The 21,867-nt window shown below is 41.8% G+C and carries 18 protein-coding genes; 12 read left to right on the forward strand and 6 right to left on the reverse strand.

From position 1 onward, the window contains the following. Positions 1 to 285 precede the first annotated feature (285 nt). The gene (gene radA, locus HMPREF0663_RS09120) at positions 286 to 1,680 is read right to left on the reverse strand and encodes a DNA repair protein RadA (RefSeq protein ID WP_004370182.1); all 1,395 of its coding nucleotides are present in this window, start codon (positions 1,678 to 1,680) and stop codon (positions 286 to 288) included. Positions 1,681 to 1,777: 97 nt separating this feature from the next. Between radA and HMPREF0663_RS09125 the strand changes: the two genes are divergently transcribed. Further along, positions 1,778 to 2,701 (forward strand): ABC transporter substrate-binding protein, encoded by a 924-nt coding sequence (locus HMPREF0663_RS09125; protein ID WP_004370183.1) that lies wholly within the window; start codon positions 1,778 to 1,780, stop codon positions 2,699 to 2,701. 18 nt (positions 2,702 to 2,719) lie between these two features. After that, the gene (locus HMPREF0663_RS09130; RefSeq protein WP_004370184.1) at positions 2,720 to 4,915 is read left to right on the forward strand and encodes a tetratricopeptide repeat protein; all 2,196 of its coding nucleotides are present in this window, start codon (positions 2,720 to 2,722) and stop codon (positions 4,913 to 4,915) included. 13 nt (positions 4,916 to 4,928) lie between these two features. On the opposite strand, the gene HMPREF0663_RS12085 is transcribed toward HMPREF0663_RS09130, so the two are convergent. Both HMPREF0663_RS12085 and HMPREF0663_RS09135 read right to left on the reverse strand, forming a co-directional pair. Beyond that, positions 4,929 to 5,084 carry a hypothetical protein gene (locus HMPREF0663_RS12085; protein WP_004370185.1) on the reverse strand — a complete coding sequence of 52 codons (156 nt, stop codon included), beginning with the start codon at positions 5,082 to 5,084 and terminating at the stop codon, positions 4,929 to 4,931. Between the two features lie 12 nt (positions 5,085 to 5,096). Next, positions 5,097 to 5,996 (reverse strand): RluA family pseudouridine synthase, encoded by a 900-nt coding sequence (locus HMPREF0663_RS09135; protein ID WP_004370186.1) that lies wholly within the window; start codon positions 5,994 to 5,996, stop codon positions 5,097 to 5,099. Positions 5,997 to 6,606: 610 nt separating this feature from the next. Here HMPREF0663_RS09135 and HMPREF0663_RS09140 point away from each other — a divergent pair. From HMPREF0663_RS09140 to HMPREF0663_RS09155, 4 genes are all read left to right on the forward strand, one after another. Then, positions 6,607 to 8,217, forward strand: a complete 1,611-nt coding sequence (locus HMPREF0663_RS09140) for an ABC-F family ATP-binding cassette domain-containing protein (RefSeq protein ID WP_004370188.1) — start codon at positions 6,607 to 6,609, stop codon at positions 8,215 to 8,217. Positions 8,218 to 8,295: 78 nt separating this feature from the next. Further along, on the forward strand, positions 8,296 to 8,886 hold the full coding sequence (locus HMPREF0663_RS09145) for a nucleotide exchange factor GrpE (protein ID WP_004370189.1): 591 nt from the start codon (positions 8,296 to 8,298) through the stop codon (positions 8,884 to 8,886). A 49-nt stretch (positions 8,887 to 8,935) separates the two neighbouring features. Continuing rightward, positions 8,936 to 10,096, forward strand: a complete 1,161-nt coding sequence (gene dnaJ / locus HMPREF0663_RS09150) for a molecular chaperone DnaJ (protein ID WP_004370190.1) — start codon at positions 8,936 to 8,938, stop codon at positions 10,094 to 10,096. Positions 10,097 to 10,117: 21 nt separating this feature from the next. Further along, entirely contained in the window at positions 10,118 to 11,413 is a 1,296-nt protein-coding gene (locus tag HMPREF0663_RS09155) for a bifunctional folylpolyglutamate synthase/dihydrofolate synthase (protein ID WP_004370191.1), read from the forward strand. Positions 11,414 to 11,610: 197 nt separating this feature from the next. Here the strand turns inward: HMPREF0663_RS09155 and HMPREF0663_RS09160 are convergent, their stop codons facing one another. Next, positions 11,611 to 12,483, reverse strand: a complete 873-nt coding sequence (locus HMPREF0663_RS09160) for a sigma-70 family RNA polymerase sigma factor (protein WP_004370192.1) — start codon at positions 12,481 to 12,483, stop codon at positions 11,611 to 11,613. A 196-nt stretch (positions 12,484 to 12,679) separates the two neighbouring features. Next, the gene (locus tag HMPREF0663_RS09165; protein WP_004370194.1) at positions 12,680 to 13,345 is read right to left on the reverse strand and encodes an MgtC/SapB family protein; all 666 of its coding nucleotides are present in this window, start codon (positions 13,343 to 13,345) and stop codon (positions 12,680 to 12,682) included. 166 nt (positions 13,346 to 13,511) lie between these two features. Here HMPREF0663_RS09165 and HMPREF0663_RS09170 point away from each other — a divergent pair, with 166 nt between their 5' ends. After that, on the forward strand, positions 13,512 to 14,714 hold the full coding sequence (locus HMPREF0663_RS09170) for an L-serine ammonia-lyase (RefSeq protein WP_004370196.1): 1,203 nt from the start codon (positions 13,512 to 13,514) through the stop codon (positions 14,712 to 14,714). Positions 14,715 to 14,964: 250 nt separating this feature from the next. Here HMPREF0663_RS09170 and recQ read toward each other — a convergent pair whose 3' ends face one another. Continuing rightward, positions 14,965 to 16,812 (reverse strand): DNA helicase RecQ, encoded by a 1,848-nt coding sequence (gene recQ / locus HMPREF0663_RS09175; RefSeq protein ID WP_004370198.1) that lies wholly within the window; start codon positions 16,810 to 16,812, stop codon positions 14,965 to 14,967. Positions 16,813 to 16,939: 127 nt separating this feature from the next. Here recQ and HMPREF0663_RS09180 point away from each other — a divergent pair, with 127 nt between their 5' ends. The 5 genes from HMPREF0663_RS09180 to HMPREF0663_RS09200 all read left to right on the forward strand — a co-directional run bounded on the left by HMPREF0663_RS09180 (position 16,940) and on the right by HMPREF0663_RS09200 (position 21,860). After that, positions 16,940 to 17,419: a helix-turn-helix domain-containing protein gene (locus tag HMPREF0663_RS09180; RefSeq protein ID WP_004370199.1), complete on the forward strand. Its 480-nt coding sequence runs from the start codon at positions 16,940 to 16,942 to the stop codon at positions 17,417 to 17,419. Between the two features lie 17 nt (positions 17,420 to 17,436). Next, complete coding sequence (locus HMPREF0663_RS09185) at positions 17,437 to 19,383, forward strand: dipeptidyl-peptidase 3 family protein (RefSeq protein WP_004370200.1); 1,947 nt, start codon at positions 17,437 to 17,439, stop codon at positions 19,381 to 19,383. Next, positions 19,380 to 20,003, forward strand: a complete 624-nt coding sequence (locus HMPREF0663_RS09190) for a DNA alkylation repair protein (protein ID WP_004370201.1) — start codon at positions 19,380 to 19,382, stop codon at positions 20,001 to 20,003. Before HMPREF0663_RS09185 ends, HMPREF0663_RS09190 begins: the two co-directional genes overlap by 4 nt. 90 nt (positions 20,004 to 20,093) lie before the next feature. Further along, positions 20,094 to 20,582 (forward strand): Fur family transcriptional regulator, encoded by a 489-nt coding sequence (locus HMPREF0663_RS09195; RefSeq protein ID WP_004370202.1) that lies wholly within the window; start codon positions 20,094 to 20,096, stop codon positions 20,580 to 20,582. Positions 20,583 to 20,585: 3 nt separating this feature from the next. Continuing rightward, entirely contained in the window at positions 20,586 to 21,860 is a 1,275-nt protein-coding gene (locus tag HMPREF0663_RS09200) for an adenylosuccinate synthase (RefSeq protein WP_004370203.1), read from the forward strand. The last annotated feature ends 7 nt before the right edge of the window (positions 21,861 to 21,867 follow it).

The following is a 21,867-nucleotide window of genomic DNA, read 5'->3' on the forward strand; positions in this document are numbered from 1 at the left end:
GTTTTCGAAAGGCAAACATATGAATAAGGAAAGGCCGCTGTCGACCTTTCCTTTAAGAGGAAAACCGCGGAAAAAGTATGGCTGTTACAGGAATTCCGTCGGTTTCCCAATGACGAACAGAAGCAGAAATATCTGTATTCGGTGCCTATATTTTTAGCGGGTTGCAGGTATATCCGGCTTAGATAGTACATCTAAACTTGTTAGAAAGCCAATCTAAGACGGTTTGATAGGTACTCTAACGAAGATAGATATAAGCGGTTGATAATCAACATGCTATCTGTCGGTTTATCCGAAAAGGCATCTAAGTGCCTCTTCTACCTTTCTTACCGGATGAAGTTCTATGCGGTATTTGCCCTGATTAAAGCTCTGTAGGTTATATTTGGGCACTATCATGTGAGTAAAGCCCAGCTTTTCCGCTTCTGCAATGCGCTGTTCTATGCGGTTAACAGGACGTACTTCACCGCTGAGTCCCACTTCACCGGCCATACACCATCCGTGTTCTATCGCTGTATCGACATTACTCGACAATACAGCGGCTATCACGCTCAAGTCTATGGCCAAATCGGTGACACGAAGCCCCCCTGCAATATTGATAAACACATCTTTTTGCATCAGTTTAAAGCCGACACGCTTCTCCAAAACGGCCAAAAGCATGTTCAATCTCTTCTGTTCAAAGCCGGTAGCTGTCCGTTGAGGAGTGCCATATGCCGCAGATGATACCAGTGCTTGGGTTTCTACGAGAAACGGACGTATCCCCTCGATGGCCGAACTGATAGCAATACCCGATAAACCCTCGTGGTCTTGCGTGAGTAGAAGTTCAGACGGATTGCTTACTTGCCGCAGTCCGTTCCGTTCCATCTCATATATACCGAGCTCGGAGGTAGAGCCAAAGCGGTTTTTAATGGAGCGGAGAATGCGATACATGTAATGTTGGTCGCCCTCGAACTGTATTACCGTGTCTACGATATGTTCAAGTATCTTCGGTCCGGCAAGCGTTCCTTCCTTGTTGATGTGCCCGATAAGCACCACAGGCACGCCGCTTGTCTTGGCAAAACGCAGCAGTGAGGCTGCACATTCGCGTACTTGAGTGATGCTGCCCGGTGAACTTTCCACTTCTGAAGTGGCTATGGTCTGGATGGAATCGATAATAACGATTTCGGGATGCGTATCCTTTATGTGCTCGAAAATATGCTCCAACGATGTTTCGCAGAGTATCATAACGTTGTTATTCTGCCTGTTTGAGCCAAGTCTATCGGCACGCAATTTGAGCTGGTGGGCGCTTTCTTCGCCACTGACATACAGTATACGTCTGTCGGTCATGCGGAGTATCGTCTGCAGGGTGAGCGTGCTCTTGCCGATACCGGGCTCTCCGCCGAGCAAAACAATACTTCCCGGAACCAATCCCCCGCCGAGAACACGGTTCAATTCGGTATCGTTGGTATCGATACGCGGCTCGTCTTTCGCCGATATTTCGTGCAGGTATAGAGGTTTGTTCGAGGTGCCTGCCACAGACAGCCTTACCGATTGTGCCGCCGATCTGGCCGCCATAGAACCCGTATCGCCTGCAATTCTTATCTCTTTAAAAGTGTTCCATTGTCCGCACGAAGGACATTTACCGATCCATTTTGCCGACTCTTGTCCGCAATTGGAGCATACGTATGCTATCTTATCTTTTGCCATAATCAGTTATTCCGGTAGGTATAGACATGCCATCTATGCCGTCAACAAAAATAGTTATTATTTTCCGAGTATCAAAATTTATTACTAAATTTGCCACATGAATAAGTTTTTCATCTATACGGTTGTGCTTGTGTTGCTCGTATCGTGCGGATATTCGCAAGAAGAAAAGGAAAGACTCTCGCGCGAGGAGCGCCGTCGGTTGCAGATAGAAGACTCTTTTGCCTTGAAAATATGCGTGCTGCCGACGCTCGATTGCTTACCTATGTTCGTGGCAAAGGAACGCAGATGGTTTGCTGATAGCGGTGAAGATATACGCTTGAAACCGTATAATGCACAGATGGACTGCGACGTTGCACTTGAAAAGAGGCTGGTAGAAGGCTCCGTTTCAGACCTGATACGCACGGAAAGACTTATAGCAAAAGGGCTTCCTCTTACCTATATTTCCTCGACAAATGCCTATTGGCAACTGATAGCCAATAAAATGGCGCGTATTAAAAAGCCAGAACAGTTGGGCGACAAGATGGTAGCAATGACGAGATTTTCGGCAACCGACTATCTTACAGGCCGTGTACTCGAGGGCGTGAAGACCAACGCACCGGTGTTTCGTGTGCAGTTTAACGATATTCATATACGTTTGAAAATGCTTCTCAATAACGAGATGGATGCCTTATGGCTGCCGGAACCGCAGGCCACTACGGCACGATTGTATTCGAATCCGGTACTGAAAGACAGCCGAGACTATAGAATTAATGTGGGTGTATTGGCTTTTCGCAGCGATGCAATGCGCGACAAACGGCGACAGAAACAACTTCGGGCTTTTGTAAAAGCATATAATACGGCTGTAGATTCTATCAACCGCTCGGGATTGGAGCGTTTCTCGGATGTTATACGGAAATATTGCGGTGCCGACGAGAATACTGTAAAGGCACTCCCGAAGTTATCTTTTAAGCATATAGAGAAGCCGGCGGCAAGCGATATAAATATTGCCCGGCAGTACGTGAAATCGCTTAAACCTGTTTAATCAAAAACATATACGTACGTGAAATATTCCGACAAACAATTACATACGGTAGCAACAGACATCTTAACAGTAAAAGATGTCGCAAAAAGTATGGGCGTTTTGCGCAGTATAATAAACGATAATGCGTTGACAGAGTTCGATGCACGGATAGAAAATATAGAAAACGATTACCGTCTGATGAGCAATTATTTGCGACAGGGGTTGCGCGATCCGAAATTAGAAGATGTGTATAACGGGCTTATATGTACCTTGTATCGGCTTTATAGCGATATTCTACTCGCGTTATCGATAAGGGATAATGCTTCTTACCATATGGCTTCGGTACAGCATGTGCAGGCAGACATGCAGCAAGATGCCATACGCGAACAGCTTGAACGGTTTGTGCAAGACCTTGCCATGCTATCGCTCGAAGCGGAAGATACGCGGCGCGACAAGCAAAGAAGCATTTACGAACTCCATCAGAAGTACATGGATGCACTGTTCGACGCATTGCTTGTTTCGCCTCAATGGAGCGACGGCACGGCTCGTTTCTTCGGAGAAATCTTGCTGTCGCCCACAATAGATGCCATAGATGCATCGATTATGCTCGGTGCCATTATGCTTTCGGCGATACAGATATTCGATGTGAACAAATTCCTTACACTCGCCAAGGTAGCCATAGAGGCAACTGATGAGCATATACGGCAAAGGGCATTGGTAGGAACGGTACTTGTATTGCCGCAGAACGATATGAGTATTTTTCCTGAAGTGCGAAATACGGTGGATAGAATATGCAAAGACGAGTCGTTGTACAGGCAGCTGCTCGAATTGCAGATGCAGATTTTCTATTGTATGAATGCCGATGCCGACAACGATAAGATACAAAGAGACATTATGCCCGAGCTGCTTAAGAACAATCATTTGAGATTTAGCAGCAACGGAATTATAGAAAAGGAAGACGATCAGTTAGAAGAAATTTTGAATCCCGGGGCATCCGACAAGGCTATGGAGGATTTGGAGAAGAGTTTCTCGCGCATGATGAGCATGCAACGTGCAGGCTCTGACATCTATTTCGGGGGCTTTTCGCAGATGAAAAGGTTCTCCTTCTTCTATCAGATCAGCAATTGGTTTAGCCCATTCTATACGGATCATCCGGGTTTACGGCATGTGAACGACAAATTGGGGGAAAGTAAATTCATGAAAGTGTTATTGGATAACGGGCCTTTCTGCGACTCCGACAAGTATTCTTTTGCCCTTGCAATGTCGACAGTTATCGATCGGATACCCGAAAACATGCGAGAAATGCTCAATACAACCGAGATAATGGGGCCGATGATGACAGTAGAAGAGAAAGAAGCACCTGCATATATCCGCCGTATGTATTTGCAGGATTTGTATCGTTTCTTCCGTCTGTACCAGAATAAGGCAGATTTTATCAATCCTTTTGCAGAAACCGATCGGCGGTATTTTTTCTTTATAAATAAGTTGGTGGCTACCCCTGCGATGAACGGATTGGTAATAGAATTGGGCAATTTCTTGTTGAAAAACCATTATTATGCACAACTTATCAAGCTATTGCGGCATTACGAATTATCCGGAAACATAGATTATTACCGCTTATCTGCGGCAGCTTACATGAAGACAGGCGATGCTTATCAGGCGTATAACGAGTATGAGAAACTGCTATCACTCAATGGTGAAGACCTTCAGGCGTTGAAAGGAAAGGCTCGCACGCTTTATCTGATGGGAGAATATGCCGATGCGGAAGAGTGTTACCGTATGATATTGGAAAGAGAGCCTGACAATGTAAGGGCCTCGTTGCATTTTGCCATATCGCAGATATATATAAATAAGGTGGGCGAGGGCATGAATATTCTTTTTAAATTGTACTATGATTATCCCGATGACCTGAACATAGAGCGGGCTTTGGCATGGGGACATCTACATCAATCCAAGCCTGATCTTGCTGAAACAATTTATGAACGTATTCTGAAATCGGGCAAGACGGTTAAGGAAGATTATCTGAATGCCGGTTATGCCAAGTGGTTCCAGTCTAAGAACGAGGAGGCTCTAAGTTTGTTTGCACAATATGCCGGTGATGACAAGAGTGCCGAAGTAGGGCATTCGTTACAAGAAATGTTTGCAAACGACAGAACGCTGTTGGATAAATACAACATCTCTGTATCGGAAGCTAAAATTATAGCCGATCTGTCTATGAATTATATACATAAGTGATATTTGCACGTTTTTAGCGAATATAATGCACGTATAAGAATGCCAAGATGGCTATGATAACGATCATTACAATAGACTTGATGAGGCAACCGGCCACTTTCTTAACGATGAGAAAACCTGCAATGATTGCTAATAGACAAAAAAGATAATATATAAAATTCGTACTCATTTTTGTTGTTTTCTATTTGAATAATTTCTTAAATGCTGGGGGAATGGGCGTATAGAACTCCATACGTTCGTGCGTAACGGGGTGGTAAAAGCATAATAGGTAGGCATGCAGGCATAGGCGATGCAAGGGATCGTCGCCATTGCCATACTTTATATCTCCGCATACAGGGTGTCCCATGTCGGCCGAATGCACGCGTATTTGGTTCTTGCGCCCTGTCTCTAATTTATATTCTACAAGCGAATAATCGGCCGTGCGTTGTAATGTATGGAAATGCGTTACGGCATATTTGCCTCCATTATCGACCGGACTGGAGTATGAAATATACGATTTGTTATCCTTAAGCCAATTGGCTATGGTCCCTTCATCGTCTTCCATCTCGCCACTTACTACTGCCACGTAGCGACGGTCGTACACTATATCGTGCCAATCGCTTTCTAATAGCTGTGCTGTTTGTGTATCTTTAGTGTAAACCATCAGTCCGCTTGTGTCGCGATCAAGGCGATGTACCACATGTGCAGTGCAGTGCTGGCGGCCTTTACTGAAGTAATCGTCGAGAATGTTCTTTACGTTTAGCGTAGAATGTCCGCCTGCCATAGAGAGGATTCCGATATTCTTTTCGACTACGACCAAGAAGCGATCTTCGTACACAATTCTTACATATTTGCTCTGAAGATTATTGTTTCGCTTCGATTTGCTTACAGATACTTTCATTCCGGGCAGCAGTGGGAAGTCGAATTGGGTTACTGTTTTACCGTTTACACGGATGCCTCGCCCCTTTAATGTGGCTTTCACCTTCGATTTGCTTGCGCTTTTAACAGTAGCAAACAGCCAATCGAGCAAGGATGCCTCTTGCTCCACGGTGTAGTGAACATAGTCTTCCTGTTGCTTCTGTCGTATGTTATAATTCTTCATCCGTCTGCAAAGTTACTGAAAAATGGATGAAAAAAGGGGCGCATGAATTAGATTTTTTGAATTTATGTATTTGTGGTAATGGTGGATTACGTTTCGATTTGCAGATTTTGACAGGCGGTTGGGATGTCATGTAAATATGAATCTTTACAGCTAACGTTTTCTATTAGAGAAGATAAAGGGCTCTTTTAATACCGGTAGATATGATGTCTGTCGGCAATAGAGAGCGTGTTTAGCGATGACAGAAGTTCGGTATATCGATTTCGAAAGGGAGTAATGCCGGCAGCAAACGATGTATTTGTCGTTTCTAACAGCTTTTTCTTTTATGTTTCAGAATAATAATCTCGGGCCGTTTTATATAGTTGTCGGAATGATAAGAATAGGAATAAAAGGATAATTTATGCTTTGAGAATTATAGACTTTGGTAGTTTCGTAAACTCTAATATTCTCGGATAACTTCTTTTTTTACATCATTTTTTTGTACCTTTGCACCCGATGAACATGTGACAGAATGGGTTGTGTTGTTTTTGGCAACCACGAGTTTACCATTTTTAGTATTGGTCTTCGCATGATAAATCATCGAACTCGTATTATTTTAAGGTAAAAAAAGAGAATGATAACAGTCACAAATCTTGCTATCCAATTTGGAAAGAGAGTGCTTTACAAGGATGTAAATGTCAAGTTTACGCATGGAAATATTTATGGAGTTATCGGTGCTAACGGTGCCGGAAAGTCTACATTGCTGAAAGCGATCAGCGGTGAATTGGAGCCGAATAAGGGAACTGTGGAACTTGGACCGGGCGAACGTCTCTCGGTATTGGACCAAGATCACTTCAAATACGATGAGTTTCGTGTGCTTGATACGGTAATTATGGGGCATGAACCGTTGTGGAAAAACATGAAGGAGCGCGAGGCATTGTATGCAAAAGCAGAAATGACCGAGGATGATGGTAACCGTGCAGCCGAACTTGAGGAACGTTTTGCCGAGATGGATGGTTGGAATGCCGAGAGCGATGCTGCACAAATGTTGTCGAATTTGGGTATTATGGATGCCTTACACAACAAGCAAATGAGCGAACTTTCTAACAATGAGAAGGTACGCGTGATGCTTGCTAAGGCTCTTTTCGGTCATCCCGATAACCTGTTACTCGATGAACCAACCAACGATTTAGACCTTGATACCGTGACTTGGCTTGAGGAGTATCTCGGCAATGTGGAGCAGACAGTCCTCGTAGTCAGCCACGATCGGCACTTTCTTGATGCTGTAAGTACGCAGACAGTGGATATTGATTTCGGTAAAGTTACGGTATTTGCCGGTAATTATAGTTTCTGGTATGAGAGTTCGCAGTTAGCTCTACGTCAGGCACAGAACCAAAAACAGAAGGCTGAAGAGAAGCGCAAGGAACTCGAGGAGTTCATTCGACGGTTCTCTGCCAATGTGGCAAAGAGTCGTCAGACTACTTCTCGTAAGAAGATGCTCGAGAAACTGAATGTGGAAGAAATACGTCCTTCGAGTCGTAAGTATCCGGGAATTATCTTTCAAATGGAGCGTGAACCGGGCAATCAGATACTTGAAGTAGAAAATCTGAAAGCTGTAGATACGGACGGGACAGTACTTTTCGATCATGTAAACTTCAATATCGAAAAGGGTGAGAAGGTAGTATTCCTCAGTCATAACCCAAAAGCGATGACGGCACTCTTCGAAATTATCAACGGTAAGCGCGAGCCTGATCAGGGTTCTTATAAATGGGGAGTTACCATTACCACGGCTTATTTGCCGCTCGACAATACAGAATTCTTTAAAAGCGACTTAAACTTAGTAGACTGGTTGAGCCAGTTTGGCGTAGGTAACGAGGTTCAGATGAAAGGTTATCTGGGCCGTATGTTGTTCTCTGGCGAGGATGTTTTGAAGAAAGTAAATGTACTTTCGGGAGGTGAGAAGATGCGTTGTATGATTGCAAAGATGCAATTGAAGAATGCAAATTGCCTCATTTTAGATACACCTACCAACCATCTTGATTTGGAAAGCATTCAGGCTTTCAATAACAATCTTATTGCATTCAAGGGCAATATTCTTTTCTCAAGTCATGATCATGAATTTATCGAGACGGTTGCCAACCGCATTATAGAGCTCACTCCATCGGGTACGATCGATAAATTGATGAGTTATGACGACTATATCTACGATGAAAATATTAAGGAGCAAAGGCAGAGAATGTATTGATTTCTGGGGATAATATAAGATATGTGTGTTTCTTGGCAAGGTATTTGCTAAGAAGCATGTATAATAAATTATTTGATCATGAATAAAGATATAGACAATAAGGCAGGAAATGCAGGGCTCGAACAGGAATGTGAAGGGCAGAATATGCAGGATAGTGCTAAAGAAGAGTGTGCTGAAACATCTTCTGAAACTTCAGAAAAAGAATGTGCTAAAGAGCCAAAAGATGCTTTAGAAGAAGCTAATGCCAAGATAGAAGAGCTGAAAGATAAGTATCTTAGGAAGGTTGCAGAGTTCGATAATTATGTGAAACGAACCCGTAAAGAGAAAGATGAACTAATCTTTAATGGTGGTGAAAAGACGATCGATGCCGTCCTTCCTATTATTGATGATATGGAACGTGCCATAGCCAATGCCGGAAAAACAGACGATGCAAAGGCCATAGAAGAAGGATGGGAGCTTATTTTCAAGAAGTTTATCAAGGTGTTGGAAGGCTTGGGAGTTAAGCAAATCGATACAAAAGACCAAGATTTCAATGTAGACTACCATGAGGCTATAGCCATGGTACCCGGAGATGATGAGCATAAAGGAAAAGTTATAGATTGTGTTCAGACCGGTTATACCTTAAACGATAAGGTCATACGCCATGCAAAGGTGGCTGTGGGACAATAGGTTTATGGAATACGAACAGAAACTCTTTCAGAACAGGTAGATTATTATAATGGCACAAAAAAGAGATTATTACGAGGTACTTGGTGTGACTAAGGAGGCTTCGGAAGAAGAAATAAAGATAGCATATAGGAAACTTGCCATCAAATATCATCCCGATAGAAACCCCGATAATAAAGAGGCAGAGGAGAAATTCAAGGAGGCTGCCGAAGCTTATGATGTTCTCCACGATGCGCAGAAACGGCAACAATACGATCAGTTCGGTTTCAATGCACCCGGTGGAGGGGGCTTTAGCGGCGGTTTCGGTGGTGCCGGAGGCTTTTCTATGGACGATATATTCTCGATGTTCGGCGATGTATTCGGAGGACATGGAGGCTTTAGCGGTTTCGGGGGAGGCCAATATCAGCAGACACAGTATAGAGGTGCCGACCTTCGATTGAAGGTACGCCTTACGCTTCAGGAAGTTTTAACAGGCGTAACAAAGAAATTTAAGGTACATAAAGATGTAACCTGTTCTCATTGTCATGGGAGCGGTGCAGAGGCTGGCAGTGGGGTAGAGACGTGTCCTACATGCCATGGACACGGTGTAGTTGTTAAAACTGTGCGCACTATAGTCGGCATGATGCAGACACAAACAGAATGTCCTACTTGCCATGGTGAGGGAACTGTGATTAAAAATAAGTGTCACGAGTGTGGCGGAAGCGGTGTTGTAAAAGGCGATGAAGTTGTGGAAATCAATATTCCGGCAGGGGTATCCGAGGGGATGGTTGTTAATGTTCCCGGCAAAGGCAATGCAGGAAAGCATAATGGAATTACCGGCAATATACAGGTATATATTGAAGAAGAACCCAATGATACGTTCATTCGCGACGGACAGGATGTAATATATAATCTTCTGTTAGACTTTCCTATGGCAGCATTAGGAGGCGATGTAGAGGTTCCGACCATCGAAGGAAGTAAGGTGAAAATAAAAATCGATCAGGGTACACAGCCCGGTAAGACACTTCGTCTTCGTGGAAAAGGACTGCCTGCCGTACAGGGATATGGCAACGGACAAGGGGATCTGGTTGTGAATATCAGTGTTTATGTTCCTAAAACATTGAGCCGTGATGAGAAAGATATGCTTGAACAACTCGGTAAGAGCGATAACTTTAAAGGTGATTTGTCTACAAAGAAGTCGATTTTCGAGAAGTTTAAAAATTACTTTAATTAGTCGTATATTTCTCTTTTTATCATGAATTATCAAGAAACTGTAGAATATCTATTCAACAGCACCCCTGTTTTCGAACATGTGGGTGCTGTTGCTTATAAGGAGGGGTTGGCGAATACATATAAATTAGATAGGCATTTCGGTTCTCCTCATAAGCAATACAAAACCATACATATTGCCGGAACCAACGGCAAGGGATCATGTTCTCATACTATTGCAGCTATACTTCAGGCGGCAGGATATAAGGTAGGATTGTACACATCGCCGCACCTTGTAGATTTTCGTGAACGTATTAGGGTGAACGGAGAGTGCGTAAGCGAGCAGTATGTGGTAGATTTTGTAGCGCAAGAACGCGGTTTCTTCGAAGAATTTCATCCGTCTTTTTTCGAACTTACTACGGCAATGGCGTTCAAATATTTTGCTGAACAGCACGTAGATGTTGCTGTGATAGAAGTTGGACTGGGTGGTCGTTTGGATTGCACGAACGTAATAACACCAGTATTGTCCGTTATTACCAACATAGGTTTGGATCATACGCAGTTTCTCGGTAACACCTTGGAAAAGATTGCGGCCGAGAAAGCCGGAATTATCAAAGAGCATGTTCCGGTTGTAATAGGCGAGAACTGTACCGAGACCGTTGGTGTATTTCAGGCAAAAGCCCAAGAAAAACATGCGGAAATATACTTTGCGGAAGATACACCTGCTATCCAACGTATTGAAATACGAGAAGATGGAACCAAAGTCTATCATACTGGTGAATATGGAACGCTTGTCGGCGAATTGAAAGGTGATTATCAAGACAAGAATACGAATACAATTCTACAGGCCATCAGCCTTTTGACCGATTTTAAAATTACAATGGAAAATGTGCAGGAAGGTTTTGCACATGTCGTGGAATTGACAGGTATTAAAGGAAGATGGCAGGTGATGAACAAATATCCTTTTGTTGTATGTGATACAGGTCATAATGCAGACGCTTGGAAATGTCTTTCCAAGCAAATTGCCAGACAACCGTACGAATGCAAAAGGGTAGTGTTTGGGATGGTAGACGACAAGGATATCGACACTGTAATGTCGATGCTTCCCGCTGATGTCTGCTATTATTTTACACAGGCATCTACGAAACGGGCGATACCCGTAGAAAAAGTAGCTGCCATAGGTAAGAAATATGGCTTACAAGGCAAAGAATTTAGAACGGTAGAGCGAGCTTTCTGCGCAGCATATGATGCTTCCGGACATGATGATTTTATATTTGTGGGTGGCAGCAGCTATGTGGTAGCAGATTTATTGAGTTGTCATAATATTCCAATATCCTTGTAACAGGAATTCTGTTTAGGATTACTATACCTGTTTATTGATATAACGCCACGTCCTTATTTTATTTTGAAATAAGAGCGTGGCGTTATTATATAATATTTAAATGGTTATCTTACCTAAAAAGATTGTATAATATGTGTTGTGTAGGTGTTGCGTTTATGTACCTTACACCTATCGAATATCGGTGTCGGATATATTGTTTATCCCAGATACTTCATCAGTATTTTGGCATTGCCGCTGTCGCGCAGTTTGGCAATACTCTTTTCGCGTATCTGTCTTACGCGTTCTCGTGTGAGCCCTAATTGATCTCCTATTTCTTCAAGACCTTTTTCATGGCAGCCGATACCGAAGCATTCTTTGATGATAGTAATTTCTCGATCTTTGAGTACACGGCTCAATACAGAGTTTAGTTCCATCGCCATCGACTCATGGTCTACGTTGCGATCGGTACGACTGTCATCACCTCCGGGCATCACATCAAGCATTGTGTTGTCTTCTCCGTCTTGAAATGGCGCGTCGATACTTACATGGTGACCGTCTGCCATCATGCTTTGCCCGATTTTTTCTTCATCAATATTCGTTGCGTCCGATAACTCTGAAATTGATGGGCGGCGTTGATTTTCTTGCTCGAACTTATTGATTTCATGATTGATTTTGTTCAAGGAACCCACTTGGTTCAAAGGAAGTCTTACAATACGGCTTTGCTCTGCGATAGCTTGGAGAATGCTCTGGCGGATCCACCACACAGCATAAGAGATGAATTTAAAGCCACGTGTTTCATCAAACTTTTGGGCAGCTTTAATCAATCCAATATTTCCTTCATCTATTAAATCGGTTAGTGTGAGTCCTTGGTGTTGGTATTGTTTTGCTACGGAAACCACAAATCTGAGATTAGCTGTAACAAGTCGCTCTTTTGCTCTTTCGCCCTCAGGGCCTCCTTTTTTTATTTTTTGAGCTAATTCTATTTCGTCTTCTATAGAAATGAGCGGTGCCCGTCCAATCTCAACAAGATATTTATCTAACGCTTCGCTTGAACGATTTGTGATACTTTTTTGGATCTTTAGCTGTCTCATCCCTAATCCGTTAATTCTTTATAAGTGTATGATAATCAAGAATTTGTTTGTGTAAAACAACAAAACGCTGCAAATATACGAAATATATTTTATATATATGCGTTTATTTGTACTTTTTATTGTGTAAATAAAGTTAAAAAACAAGAGGCTTATTTCTATTATCTGATGTGAAAAATAAGCATGAATAATTCTTGTGTCATTCTATATTTTTGACCGTTATTCCATCGAGTTTATTGAATAGGAGCGGAAAGTTGTGCTGGTATGTGCTGTTTTTAATTTTCAAATCCATTTCTGCTAAGTAGTTTTCTGCTCCATCTGTGACATGTCGGTGTATTTTGTACGATTGGATAATGATTTTTTCATTCTCTATATATTGGATAAGACTCTCTATTTTGTTGTAAGAAGAGAGGGAGAAAGTTATCTCGATATTTTTTGTACCGAACCTGACCGTAATATAGTAAATGGCCTCGAGGCAGATAACAACCATAATTGTTGTGGCGGTGGAAAGGATGTACATGCCACTTCCGCATGCAAGTCCGATGGCCGATGTTACCCAAAGACCGGCAGCAGTAGTGAGCCCTTTGATAACATGTTTTTGGAATATAATAGTACCGGCACCAATGAAACCGATACCTGTAACTACTTGTGAGGCTATTCGCGAAGGATCGAGTGAGACGTTTGATCGGGTATGTAAGACGCTGTCGAATCCGTATTGTGATATGATCATGAAGAGTGCACTACCCGAAGCTACGAGGAGATGGGTGCGTAGTCCGGCCTCTTTGGCCCTATATTCGCGTTCAAGGCCAATAATGCCTCCCAAAATAGCAGCGATAAATATGCGGATGATCATTTCTGTTGTCATATTGTTGTATTTGTTTTTTGCAAAAATAGTGTAAGGAGATCAAAAATGCAAGCAATGTTGTTATTGTTTATAGAATATTATGATAACAACTGTTTGATACAAAAAGTGAAAAATATAAGCATATATCTGGAAAATAATGTACTTTTGCATAAGATATGTAAACGTTATGAAATCTCTAAGAGAATTATATAAAATAGGGAAAGGACCTTCGAGTAGCCATACGATGGGACCACATAAGGCAGCTAAGATATATGCTTCGAAACATCCTGAAGCTGCTGCTTTCGAGGTAACATTGTATGGAAGTCTTGCCGCTACAGGCAAAGGACATATGACCGATGTGGCTATACAAGAAGTTTTGGAGAAAATTGCTCCAGTTACTATTCTTTGGAAACCTCAAATATTTTTGCCGTTCCATCCTAATGGTATGGAATTTAAGGCATTTGATGTCGTAGGTAATGAAATTGATAAATGGACAGTATATAGTATAGGTGGTGGTGCTTTATCAGAAGGCGATGTGTCTGACAGTGTGTTCGATACGAGAGAAGTGTATGATCTTAACACGATGACGGAGATCATGCATTGGTGTGAGAAGAATGGCAGAAGTTATTGGGAATATGTACAGAAATGCGAAGATGAGGATATTTGGGATTATTTGATGGAAGTGTGGAAAGTGATGCAGACAGAGATTGAGAACGGTTTGGACCATGAAGGTGTGTTGCCAGGGCCGTTAAATCTCCCCCGTAAAGCAGCCACTTATTATGTAAAAGCAAGCGGATACAAGCAGTCTTTGCAAACCAGAGCGTTGGTATATGCCTATGCATTGGCTGCAAGCGAAGAGAATGCGGCGGGCGGTATTACCGTTACAGCACCCACATGTGGCGCTTCTGGAGTGGTGCCCGCAGTTTTGTATCATCTATCTAAAGGACATTCTTTCAGCGATATGCGTATTCTACATGCCTTGGCTACCGCAGGTCTGATTGGGAATATTGTAAAACAGAATGCTTCTATTTCGGGGGCTGATGTAGGATGTCAAGGAGAGGTGGGAGTCGCATGTGCCATGGCTTCGGCTGCAGCATGCCAGTTATTCGGTGGGAGTCCGGCACAGATTGAGTACGCAGCAGAGATGGGACTCGAACATCATCTTGGGATGACGTGTGATCCTGTATGCGGACTCGTTCAAATTCCTTGTATCGAACGCAATGCTTTTGCAGCAACACGAGCTCTTGATTCCAATCTTTATTCAGCATTCTCGGATGGTAAGCATCGCGTTTCGTTTGATCGTGTGGTTAAGGTAATGAAGCAGACCGGTCACGATTTACCTTCCTTATATAAAGAAACTAGCGAAGGTGGACTTGCTTCGGAATTTTAAAATAATGCATGATATGGTAAATTTTCACAGCCCGACAGTGGATGAAGACTTTCGTCGTGAAGAATTGATCCGGTTAATTGAACGCAAGGTAGAAACATTGACAGTTCAAGAACTTGAAGCCTTATACTACGGTATGTTAACGAGAGAAAATATAAACGATATATAAGTAGGGAACAAGAAAACCTTGCTAACGGAATTATTGTAATATTTATTCTTTACGTGACGGCGACGTATTTTGACCTTACAACTTTTATAGGAACTGTTGAATAATGTTTATAAAGCTTTCTCCGTATTTCTTCTTTTTGAATTCGCCAATTCCTAAAATCTGTCCGAAATGTTCCATGTCAATAGGTTTATGCGTAGCCAGCAAGTGCAGAACCGCATCTGAGAAAATCATGTATGCCGGAATTCCTTGCTCTTTAGCTAACTCCATACGATGTTTGCGGAGAATTTGAAATAGTGCTTGATCTTCCTGTATATAAGGAGAAGCGATAACTGCAGGTGAAAGTCTCACTTCTGGAATAGGTTTCTTTCTTGTACGATTGTGAGGCATTGGAGATATTTTTTCTGCTTTATCGATAACAATCAATTCTGCACGTTTCTTTCCGAAGAGAACCTCTCTACCACTTGTTGTAATCTTTACATGGTGATGGTCGTTATAAGCGATTTCGATAAATCCCATTTGTAGCATTTGTAAGAAGTAATCGTGCCAGTCATCTGTCGAAACTTCTTTACCCGCACTGAAGGTCTTTATTTCCCAGAATCTGTTCTTAATAACTGTGTTCGATCGTATACCTCGCAGTATTTCGATAGCAGTATTGATACCTATCTTCTCGCTTGTACGGAATACAGCGCTAAGCGCTTTCTGTATAATTTCTGTACCGTTGAACCGTTTTGGCGGATGGGTACATACATCACAATTTCCGCAGTCGTGATCGGTTTGTTCATTAAAATAATTGAGCAGTATTCTGCGACGACACACGCTACTCTCGGCGTACTGACGCATATAGTTGAGCTTCTCCATGTTTAAGTTATGCTGCCTACTTTCTATTGCGAATTTTCGTAGCATTACAATGTCGGAAAGGTCATAAAAAAGAACTGTATCGGCAGGCGCGCCATCTCGTCCCGCACGCCCTATTTCCTGATAAAAGTTCTCAATGCTTTTAGGTAGATTGTAATGAATTACCCAACGAATATTACTTTTATCAATGCCCATACCGAAAGCGATAGTGGCACAAATCACTTGTATTTGATCGTTTTTAAATAGATTCTGTATACGTGTCCGCTCTCCAGTACTTAGCCCTGCATGATATGTGGCTGCGTCAATACCGAGTTTCTGCAATTCAACAGATACACTTTCGGTAATTTTGCGGCTCAGACAGTAGATGATACCTGATTCATTGACATGTGCCCTAATGAAATCTACAATATAGCGCATCTTAGCCTGTTTCTTATATCCTCGTTTCACAGAAAGTGATAAGTTGGAGCGGTCGAATGAGGAGATGAAGACACGGTGTTTGTGGTCATCACCGATATTTAGATGTAACTGCTTGATGATATCTTCGCGTGTGATACGGTCAGCAGTTGCCGTGAGTGCAATAATCGGTATCGTGGGGAACTTCTCCCGTAATATGCCAAGTCGAGCATACTCCGGGCGAAAATCGTGTCCCCACTGACTGATGCAATGCGCCTCGTCAATGGCGAATAGGCTGATATGTATGCTGGAGAATAGATGGGGTATTTCAGAGATAAGTCGTTCGGGTGATACATAAATGAGTTTCAGCTCGCCTGACATACATTTGCGTCGTATCATGGTGTCTTGGTTAGCATCGTTGACGCTGTTTAATTCTTCGGCAGCAATACCGTTTGTTTTGAGGGCTTGTACTTGATCGTGCATCAAACTAATCAGTGGTGAGACGACTACGGCAGTACCTTGCATGGCGAGTGCTGGAATTTGGTAGCAGATGCTTTTGCCACCTCCTGTAGGCATGAGTACAAAACAATCTTGGCCTTGAATTATTTCTTGAATAATCTTTTCTTGGTTCGGTCTGAAAGAATTATAACCGTAATATTTTTTTAAAATATCTATAGCTTTCATGTAATAAACAGATATCTTGACAAAGATACAATATTTTTATAAAAATGTATGTAAATAACTTGATGAATAGAGAAATATTCATTATATTTGCAACAAATAGGAGTATTCTAATCATATTATTATCAATATGGCGAAATATAATATTACAGAAAAGAAAGAAAAGGAAGCCGCTTATAGAACTCTTGTTAGCCCCAAACTGATGGATGAGTTGAAAGAAAAGATGTTGAACGTTATTCTTTTCCAAAAAAAATATAAAGAAAAAGGTTATTCTGCAAAGCGTTTAGCGGAAGAACTTGGTACTAATACACGTTATATTTCCGCTGTAGTGAATGTACGTTTCCATATGAATTATACATCGTTTATTAATAAATATAGGATAGAGGAGGCAATGGCACTATTGAGTGATAAACGGTATAAGGATTTAAATATGGAAGATATTTCCGATATGGTTGGCTTTGCAAATCGCCAATCTTTCTATGGCGCGTTTTTTAAAATTAATGGCTGTACTCCGCGCGATTACAAGATACGTCATTACGTCCAGCATCCGCTTCAAAAAGAGGAGCCCAAGAAAAGAGGGCGAAAGCCGGGTTTAAAGAATAGAAAATAAGCGAGTGAATAATTACTATGCAAGAAAACTTTAGATTTTCAGACGAGCGCTTTGCCGATTTACAGTTGCTACGTTACCGTCTGAATGGTTTTGAAACGCTTTCTACAAGACAGAAAGCGTTTATATATTTTCTTTCTAAAGCAACGCTATCGGGGAGGGATATTACAACCGATCAATTTGGGAAGTATAATTTATTGATACGGAAAATTCTTGAAGTGGTTCTTACGAAATACGAAGGTGACCGTAAGCAGGCAGATTTTAAAAGGCTTGAGGTTTATTTGAAACGATTGTGGTTTTCTAATGGTATTTATCATCATTACGGTTATGAGAAATTCTTGCCGGAGTTTTCTCCCCATTTTTTTAAAGATATTCTTAAACAAGTAAGTTCATGGCTCCCTTTATCAGAAGAACAAACGGTTGATGAACTGTGCGAAGATATATTTCCTGTTATTTTTGATGCAACCGTTTTGCCAAAACGAGTAAATAAGAATGCAAGCGAAGATATTGTGAAGACTTCCGCTTGTAATTTTTACGACCATGTGAGTCAGCAGGAAGTAGAAACGTTCTATGCTGCAATGAAAGATGCTACAGATGAAGAACCGCCATCGTATGGACTAAATTCTAAATTAATTAAAAAGGGTGGTATCTTAACAGAAGATAGGTGGACGACGGAAAGCCTTTATGCCCCAGCAATCCGACAAATTGTATATTGGCTCAATAAAGCTAAAGATTATGCCGAGAATAAGCATCAGATAAAGGTTATAGATTTGCTGATCAAATATTACCGGACGGGCGATTTACGTGTGTTCAACACTTATTCTATCGAATGGTTGAAAGAAAAAGAAGGCAATGTGGACTTCGTGAATGGCTTTATAGAAGTGTATGGTGATCCACTCGGCATCAAGGGTTCGTGGGAAGGAATTGTGGAGTTTAAAGACTTAGAAGCCACTAAGAGAACTAATATAATCAGCTCGAACGCCCAATGGTTTGAAGACCATTCACCGGTAGATCGGCGCTTCAAAAAGCAAATAGTAAGAGGTGTAACGGCGAATGTTGTCTGTGCGGCAATGCTTGGTGGCGACGAATATCCATCTTCAGCAATAGGAATTAATCTTCCGAATGCAGATTGGATCCGTGCTAAATACGGTTCCAAAAGTGTAACTATTGCCAATCTAATTGAAGCATATAACCATGCAGCCCGAGGAAACGGTTTCTATGAAGAATTTGTTGTGGATGATGATACGCTTCAGAATATCGATAAATACGGTGATATTTGTGATAGTTTACATACAGACTTGCATGAGTGTCTCGGACATGGGAGTGGTCAGTTGCTTTCCGGAGTAGACTCCAACGCACTCGGAGCATACGGAGACATTATTGAAGAAGCGCGTGCCGATTTATTTGGTCTGTATTATATTGCCGATGAGAAAATGGTTCAGCTGGAGTTACTTCCTAATATGGAGGCATATAAGTCGCAGTATTATACTTATATGATGAATGGACTTATGACGCAGCAAGTGCGTATAAAATTTGGAGCCCAGATAGAAGAAGCCCATATGCGTAACCGTGCTTTGATAAGTAATTGGGTGATGGAACATGCTTGTGGAGCCGTAGAATGGGTGAAGCGGGATAGGCATACTTACATAAAAGTGAAAGATTATGTGGTATTGCGTAATTTGTTCGCCCGTTTACTGGCCGAAATACAGCGTATCAAAAGCGAAGGAGATTATATAGAAGCAAAGAATTTAGTTGAGCGGTACGGTGTTATCCTCGATCCGGTATTGCATGAGGAAATCCTGCAACGTTATGCCAAATTGAATATTTCGCCATACAAGGGATTTATTAATCCTTGGATGAAACCCGTTTATGGACATAAAGGCGAAATCATCGATATTGAATTAGATTATACAGAGACTTTTGAACATCAAATGTTGCGGTATTCTAAGGAGTATGGATTGCTATGAAAAAAGACGTCAGTATAAAAATATTAGAGATTAAAAAGTCATTCCATTTGAGGATGAATGGGGTTGCGTCGCAATCGATGCGTGAGAAAGGTCTCGACTATAAGATAAATTGGGGAATAGGACTGCCCCAATTAAAGGAAATGGCAAAGCAATATGGAAAAGATTACGATTTGGCTATCGCTTTATGGAAAGAGGATGTACGCGAGTGCAAGATACTTGCAACACTGATTATGCCTGCTGATAAGATGCTACCCGGAGTCGTTGATATTTGGATGGAGCAAACTCATACGCAAGAACTTGCAGAATTGTCGGCATTTAATCTATATCAGTATCTTACTTATGCCCCAGTTATAGCTTTCAAATGGATAGCTTCTAATAACGATATACCACAGCTTTGTGGTTACCAGTTGCTGGCTCGTTTATTTATAAAAGGGCAAGAGCCCAATGAACGAGGTATCAATGAATTTTTAGATCAAGTGTCGGTAGTATTTGAAAATGGTAACACCAATGTGCGTCATGCCGCTCTTACATGCGTGGAACATTTTTGTAATTTGGGAGATGTTTACGCTATTTTGGCTAAGAAAGCGTTATCACTACACCATTTGCCGATATTTGAATAGATTGTTATTTTTTATATTTTTAATTTTTATCGTTGGTGGAATAGAAATATAAATGGTACCTTTGTGCATCTTACATGATTGTAGTTTGAAATGAAAAAAAGCGTTCATGCGTCTATAAGGCAAGTGTTGGATAATTATCTGCAACTTAATCATTGTAGAAAGACGCCTGAAAGATATGCCATACTCGATGGAGTCTGCAGCATGAAAGGGCATTTCACGATCGAAGAGCTTGGCCGATCACTTGAAAAAGACAGCTTTCGTGTAAGCAGAGCCACGCTATATAATGCATTGAGACTTTTTTGTAAGTTGCGGTTAGTAGTGCGCCATAATCTACATGGAAGTACAAAATATGAGGTGGGGTTTAACGATAAAGGCCATTGTCATCAGATTTGTTCCGTATGCGGAGCGGTGAGAGAGATCAATTCGCCGGAAATTTTACAGGTGATAGATGGGATGAGACTGAAGCGTTTTCGTAAAGACAGTTTTTCGGTTTATATTTATGGAATTTGCAGCTCATGCCAAGCTAAGAATACTAGACTAGAGAATCAAATAAAAACAGTGAAAACTAAAAAGCAATAATATATGGAAACAGGTAAGGTTGATGTCCTTTTAGGTCTTCAATGGGGAGATGAGGGAAAAGGAAAGGTTGTGGATGTTCTGACGCCGAGGTATGATGTTGTCGCGAGATTTCAAGGTGGTCCGAATGCCGGACATACATTGGAATTCGACGGACAAAAGTATGTGCTTCGTAGCATTCCTTCGGGTATATTCCAAGGAGGTAAGGTGAATATTATAGGAAATGGAGTCGTTATAGCACCGGATCTTTTTATGGAAGAGGCCAAGGATTTAGAAAAGAGTGGACACGAGTTGAAAACACGTCTCAGAATATCCAAGAAAGCACATCTGATAATGCCTACACATCGAATTCTCGATCGTGCATACGAGGCCGCCAAAGGAAAAGATAAAGTTGGGACAACCGGCAAGGGAATCGGTCCTACATATACAGATAAGGTTTCGCGTAACGGCTTGAGAGTTGGGGATATCATCGACTGTTTTGAAGAAAAATATGCTGCGCATAAAGAACGGCACCTCGCAATGTTAAAAGCACTCGACTTTAATGATTTCGATATTTCGGAAACCGAAAAGAAATGGATGGAGGGAATCGAGTATATGAAGCAATTCCCTCTTGTGGACAGCGAGCATGAGATTCACAATTTGTTGCGATCAGGAAAAAGCATACTTTGCGAGGGTGCACAAGGAACAATGCTCGATGTGGATTTCGGTTCCTATCCGTTCGTAACATCATCCAATACGATTTGTGCCGGAGCATGTATCGGTCTTGGCATCGGCCCCAATAAGATAGGGGATGTGTACGGCATTATGAAAGCTTATTGTACGCGCGTTGGTGCAGGTCCTTTCCCGACGGAACTCTTCGATGAGACAGGAAAAAGTATTCGAGATTTGGGACATGAGTATGGTGCTGTAACCGGACGTGAACGTCGTTGTGGGTGGATAGACCTCGTGGCATTGCGTTATGCCATCATGATAAACGGCGTAACGAAGCTGATCATGATGAAAAGTGATGTACTTGACAGTTTCGATACGATCAAAGCTTGTGTTGCCTATAAGCAGAACGGCAAGGTTATAGATTATTTTCCTTACGATATTGAGCATGGTATAGAGCCCGTTTATCAAGAGTTTAAGGGCTGGAAAACCGATATGACGAAGATTACAAACGAAATACAATTCCCGAAAGCTTTTACCGACTATATTGCCTTTCTCGAAAGACAGCTTGAAACACCGATAACAATCGTCTCGATTGGGCCTGACAGAGAGCAAACCATTATAAGAAACTAAAAGACAA

The organism is Hoylesella oralis ATCC 33269, assembly GCF_000185145.2.
Taxonomy (GTDB): Bacteria; Bacteroidota; Bacteroidia; order Bacteroidales; family Bacteroidaceae; genus Prevotella; species Prevotella phocaeensis.

Coding starts and splice junctions, on each gene's coding strand:
- radA (WP_004370182.1), bottom strand. CDS start 1,680: ATGGCAAAAGATAAGATAGCATACGTATGCTCCAATTGCGGACAAGAG.
- HMPREF0663_RS09125 (WP_004370183.1), top strand. CDS start 1,778: ATGAATAAGTTTTTCATCTATACGGTTGTGCTTGTGTTGCTCGTATCG.
- HMPREF0663_RS12085 (WP_004370185.1), bottom strand. CDS start 5,084: ATGAGTACGAATTTTATATATTATCTTTTTTGTCTATTAGCAATCATT.
- HMPREF0663_RS09135 (WP_004370186.1), bottom strand. CDS start 5,996: ATGAAGAATTATAACATACGACAGAAGCAACAGGAAGACTATGTTCAC.
- HMPREF0663_RS09140 (WP_004370188.1), top strand. CDS start 6,607: ATGATAACAGTCACAAATCTTGCTATCCAATTTGGAAAGAGAGTGCTT.
- HMPREF0663_RS09145 (WP_004370189.1), top strand. CDS start 8,296: ATGAATAAAGATATAGACAATAAGGCAGGAAATGCAGGGCTCGAACAG.
- dnaJ (WP_004370190.1), top strand. CDS start 8,936: ATGGCACAAAAAAGAGATTATTACGAGGTACTTGGTGTGACTAAGGAG.
- HMPREF0663_RS09155 (WP_004370191.1), top strand. CDS start 10,118: ATGAATTATCAAGAAACTGTAGAATATCTATTCAACAGCACCCCTGTT.
- HMPREF0663_RS09160 (WP_004370192.1), bottom strand. CDS start 12,483: ATGAGACAGCTAAAGATCCAAAAAAGTATCACAAATCGTTCAAGCGAA.
- HMPREF0663_RS09165 (WP_004370194.1), bottom strand. CDS start 13,345: ATGACAACAGAAATGATCATCCGCATATTTATCGCTGCTATTTTGGGA.
- HMPREF0663_RS09170 (WP_004370196.1), top strand. CDS start 13,512: ATGAAATCTCTAAGAGAATTATATAAAATAGGGAAAGGACCTTCGAGT.
- recQ (WP_004370198.1), bottom strand. CDS start 16,812: ATGAAAGCTATAGATATTTTAAAAAAATATTACGGTTATAATTCTTTC.
- HMPREF0663_RS09180 (WP_004370199.1), top strand. CDS start 16,940: ATGGCGAAATATAATATTACAGAAAAGAAAGAAAAGGAAGCCGCTTAT.
- HMPREF0663_RS09185 (WP_004370200.1), top strand. CDS start 17,437: ATGCAAGAAAACTTTAGATTTTCAGACGAGCGCTTTGCCGATTTACAG.
- HMPREF0663_RS09190 (WP_004370201.1), top strand. CDS start 19,380: ATGAAAAAAGACGTCAGTATAAAAATATTAGAGATTAAAAAGTCATTC.
- HMPREF0663_RS09195 (WP_004370202.1), top strand. CDS start 20,094: ATGAAAAAAAGCGTTCATGCGTCTATAAGGCAAGTGTTGGATAATTAT.
- HMPREF0663_RS09200 (WP_004370203.1), top strand. CDS start 20,586: ATGGAAACAGGTAAGGTTGATGTCCTTTTAGGTCTTCAATGGGGAGAT.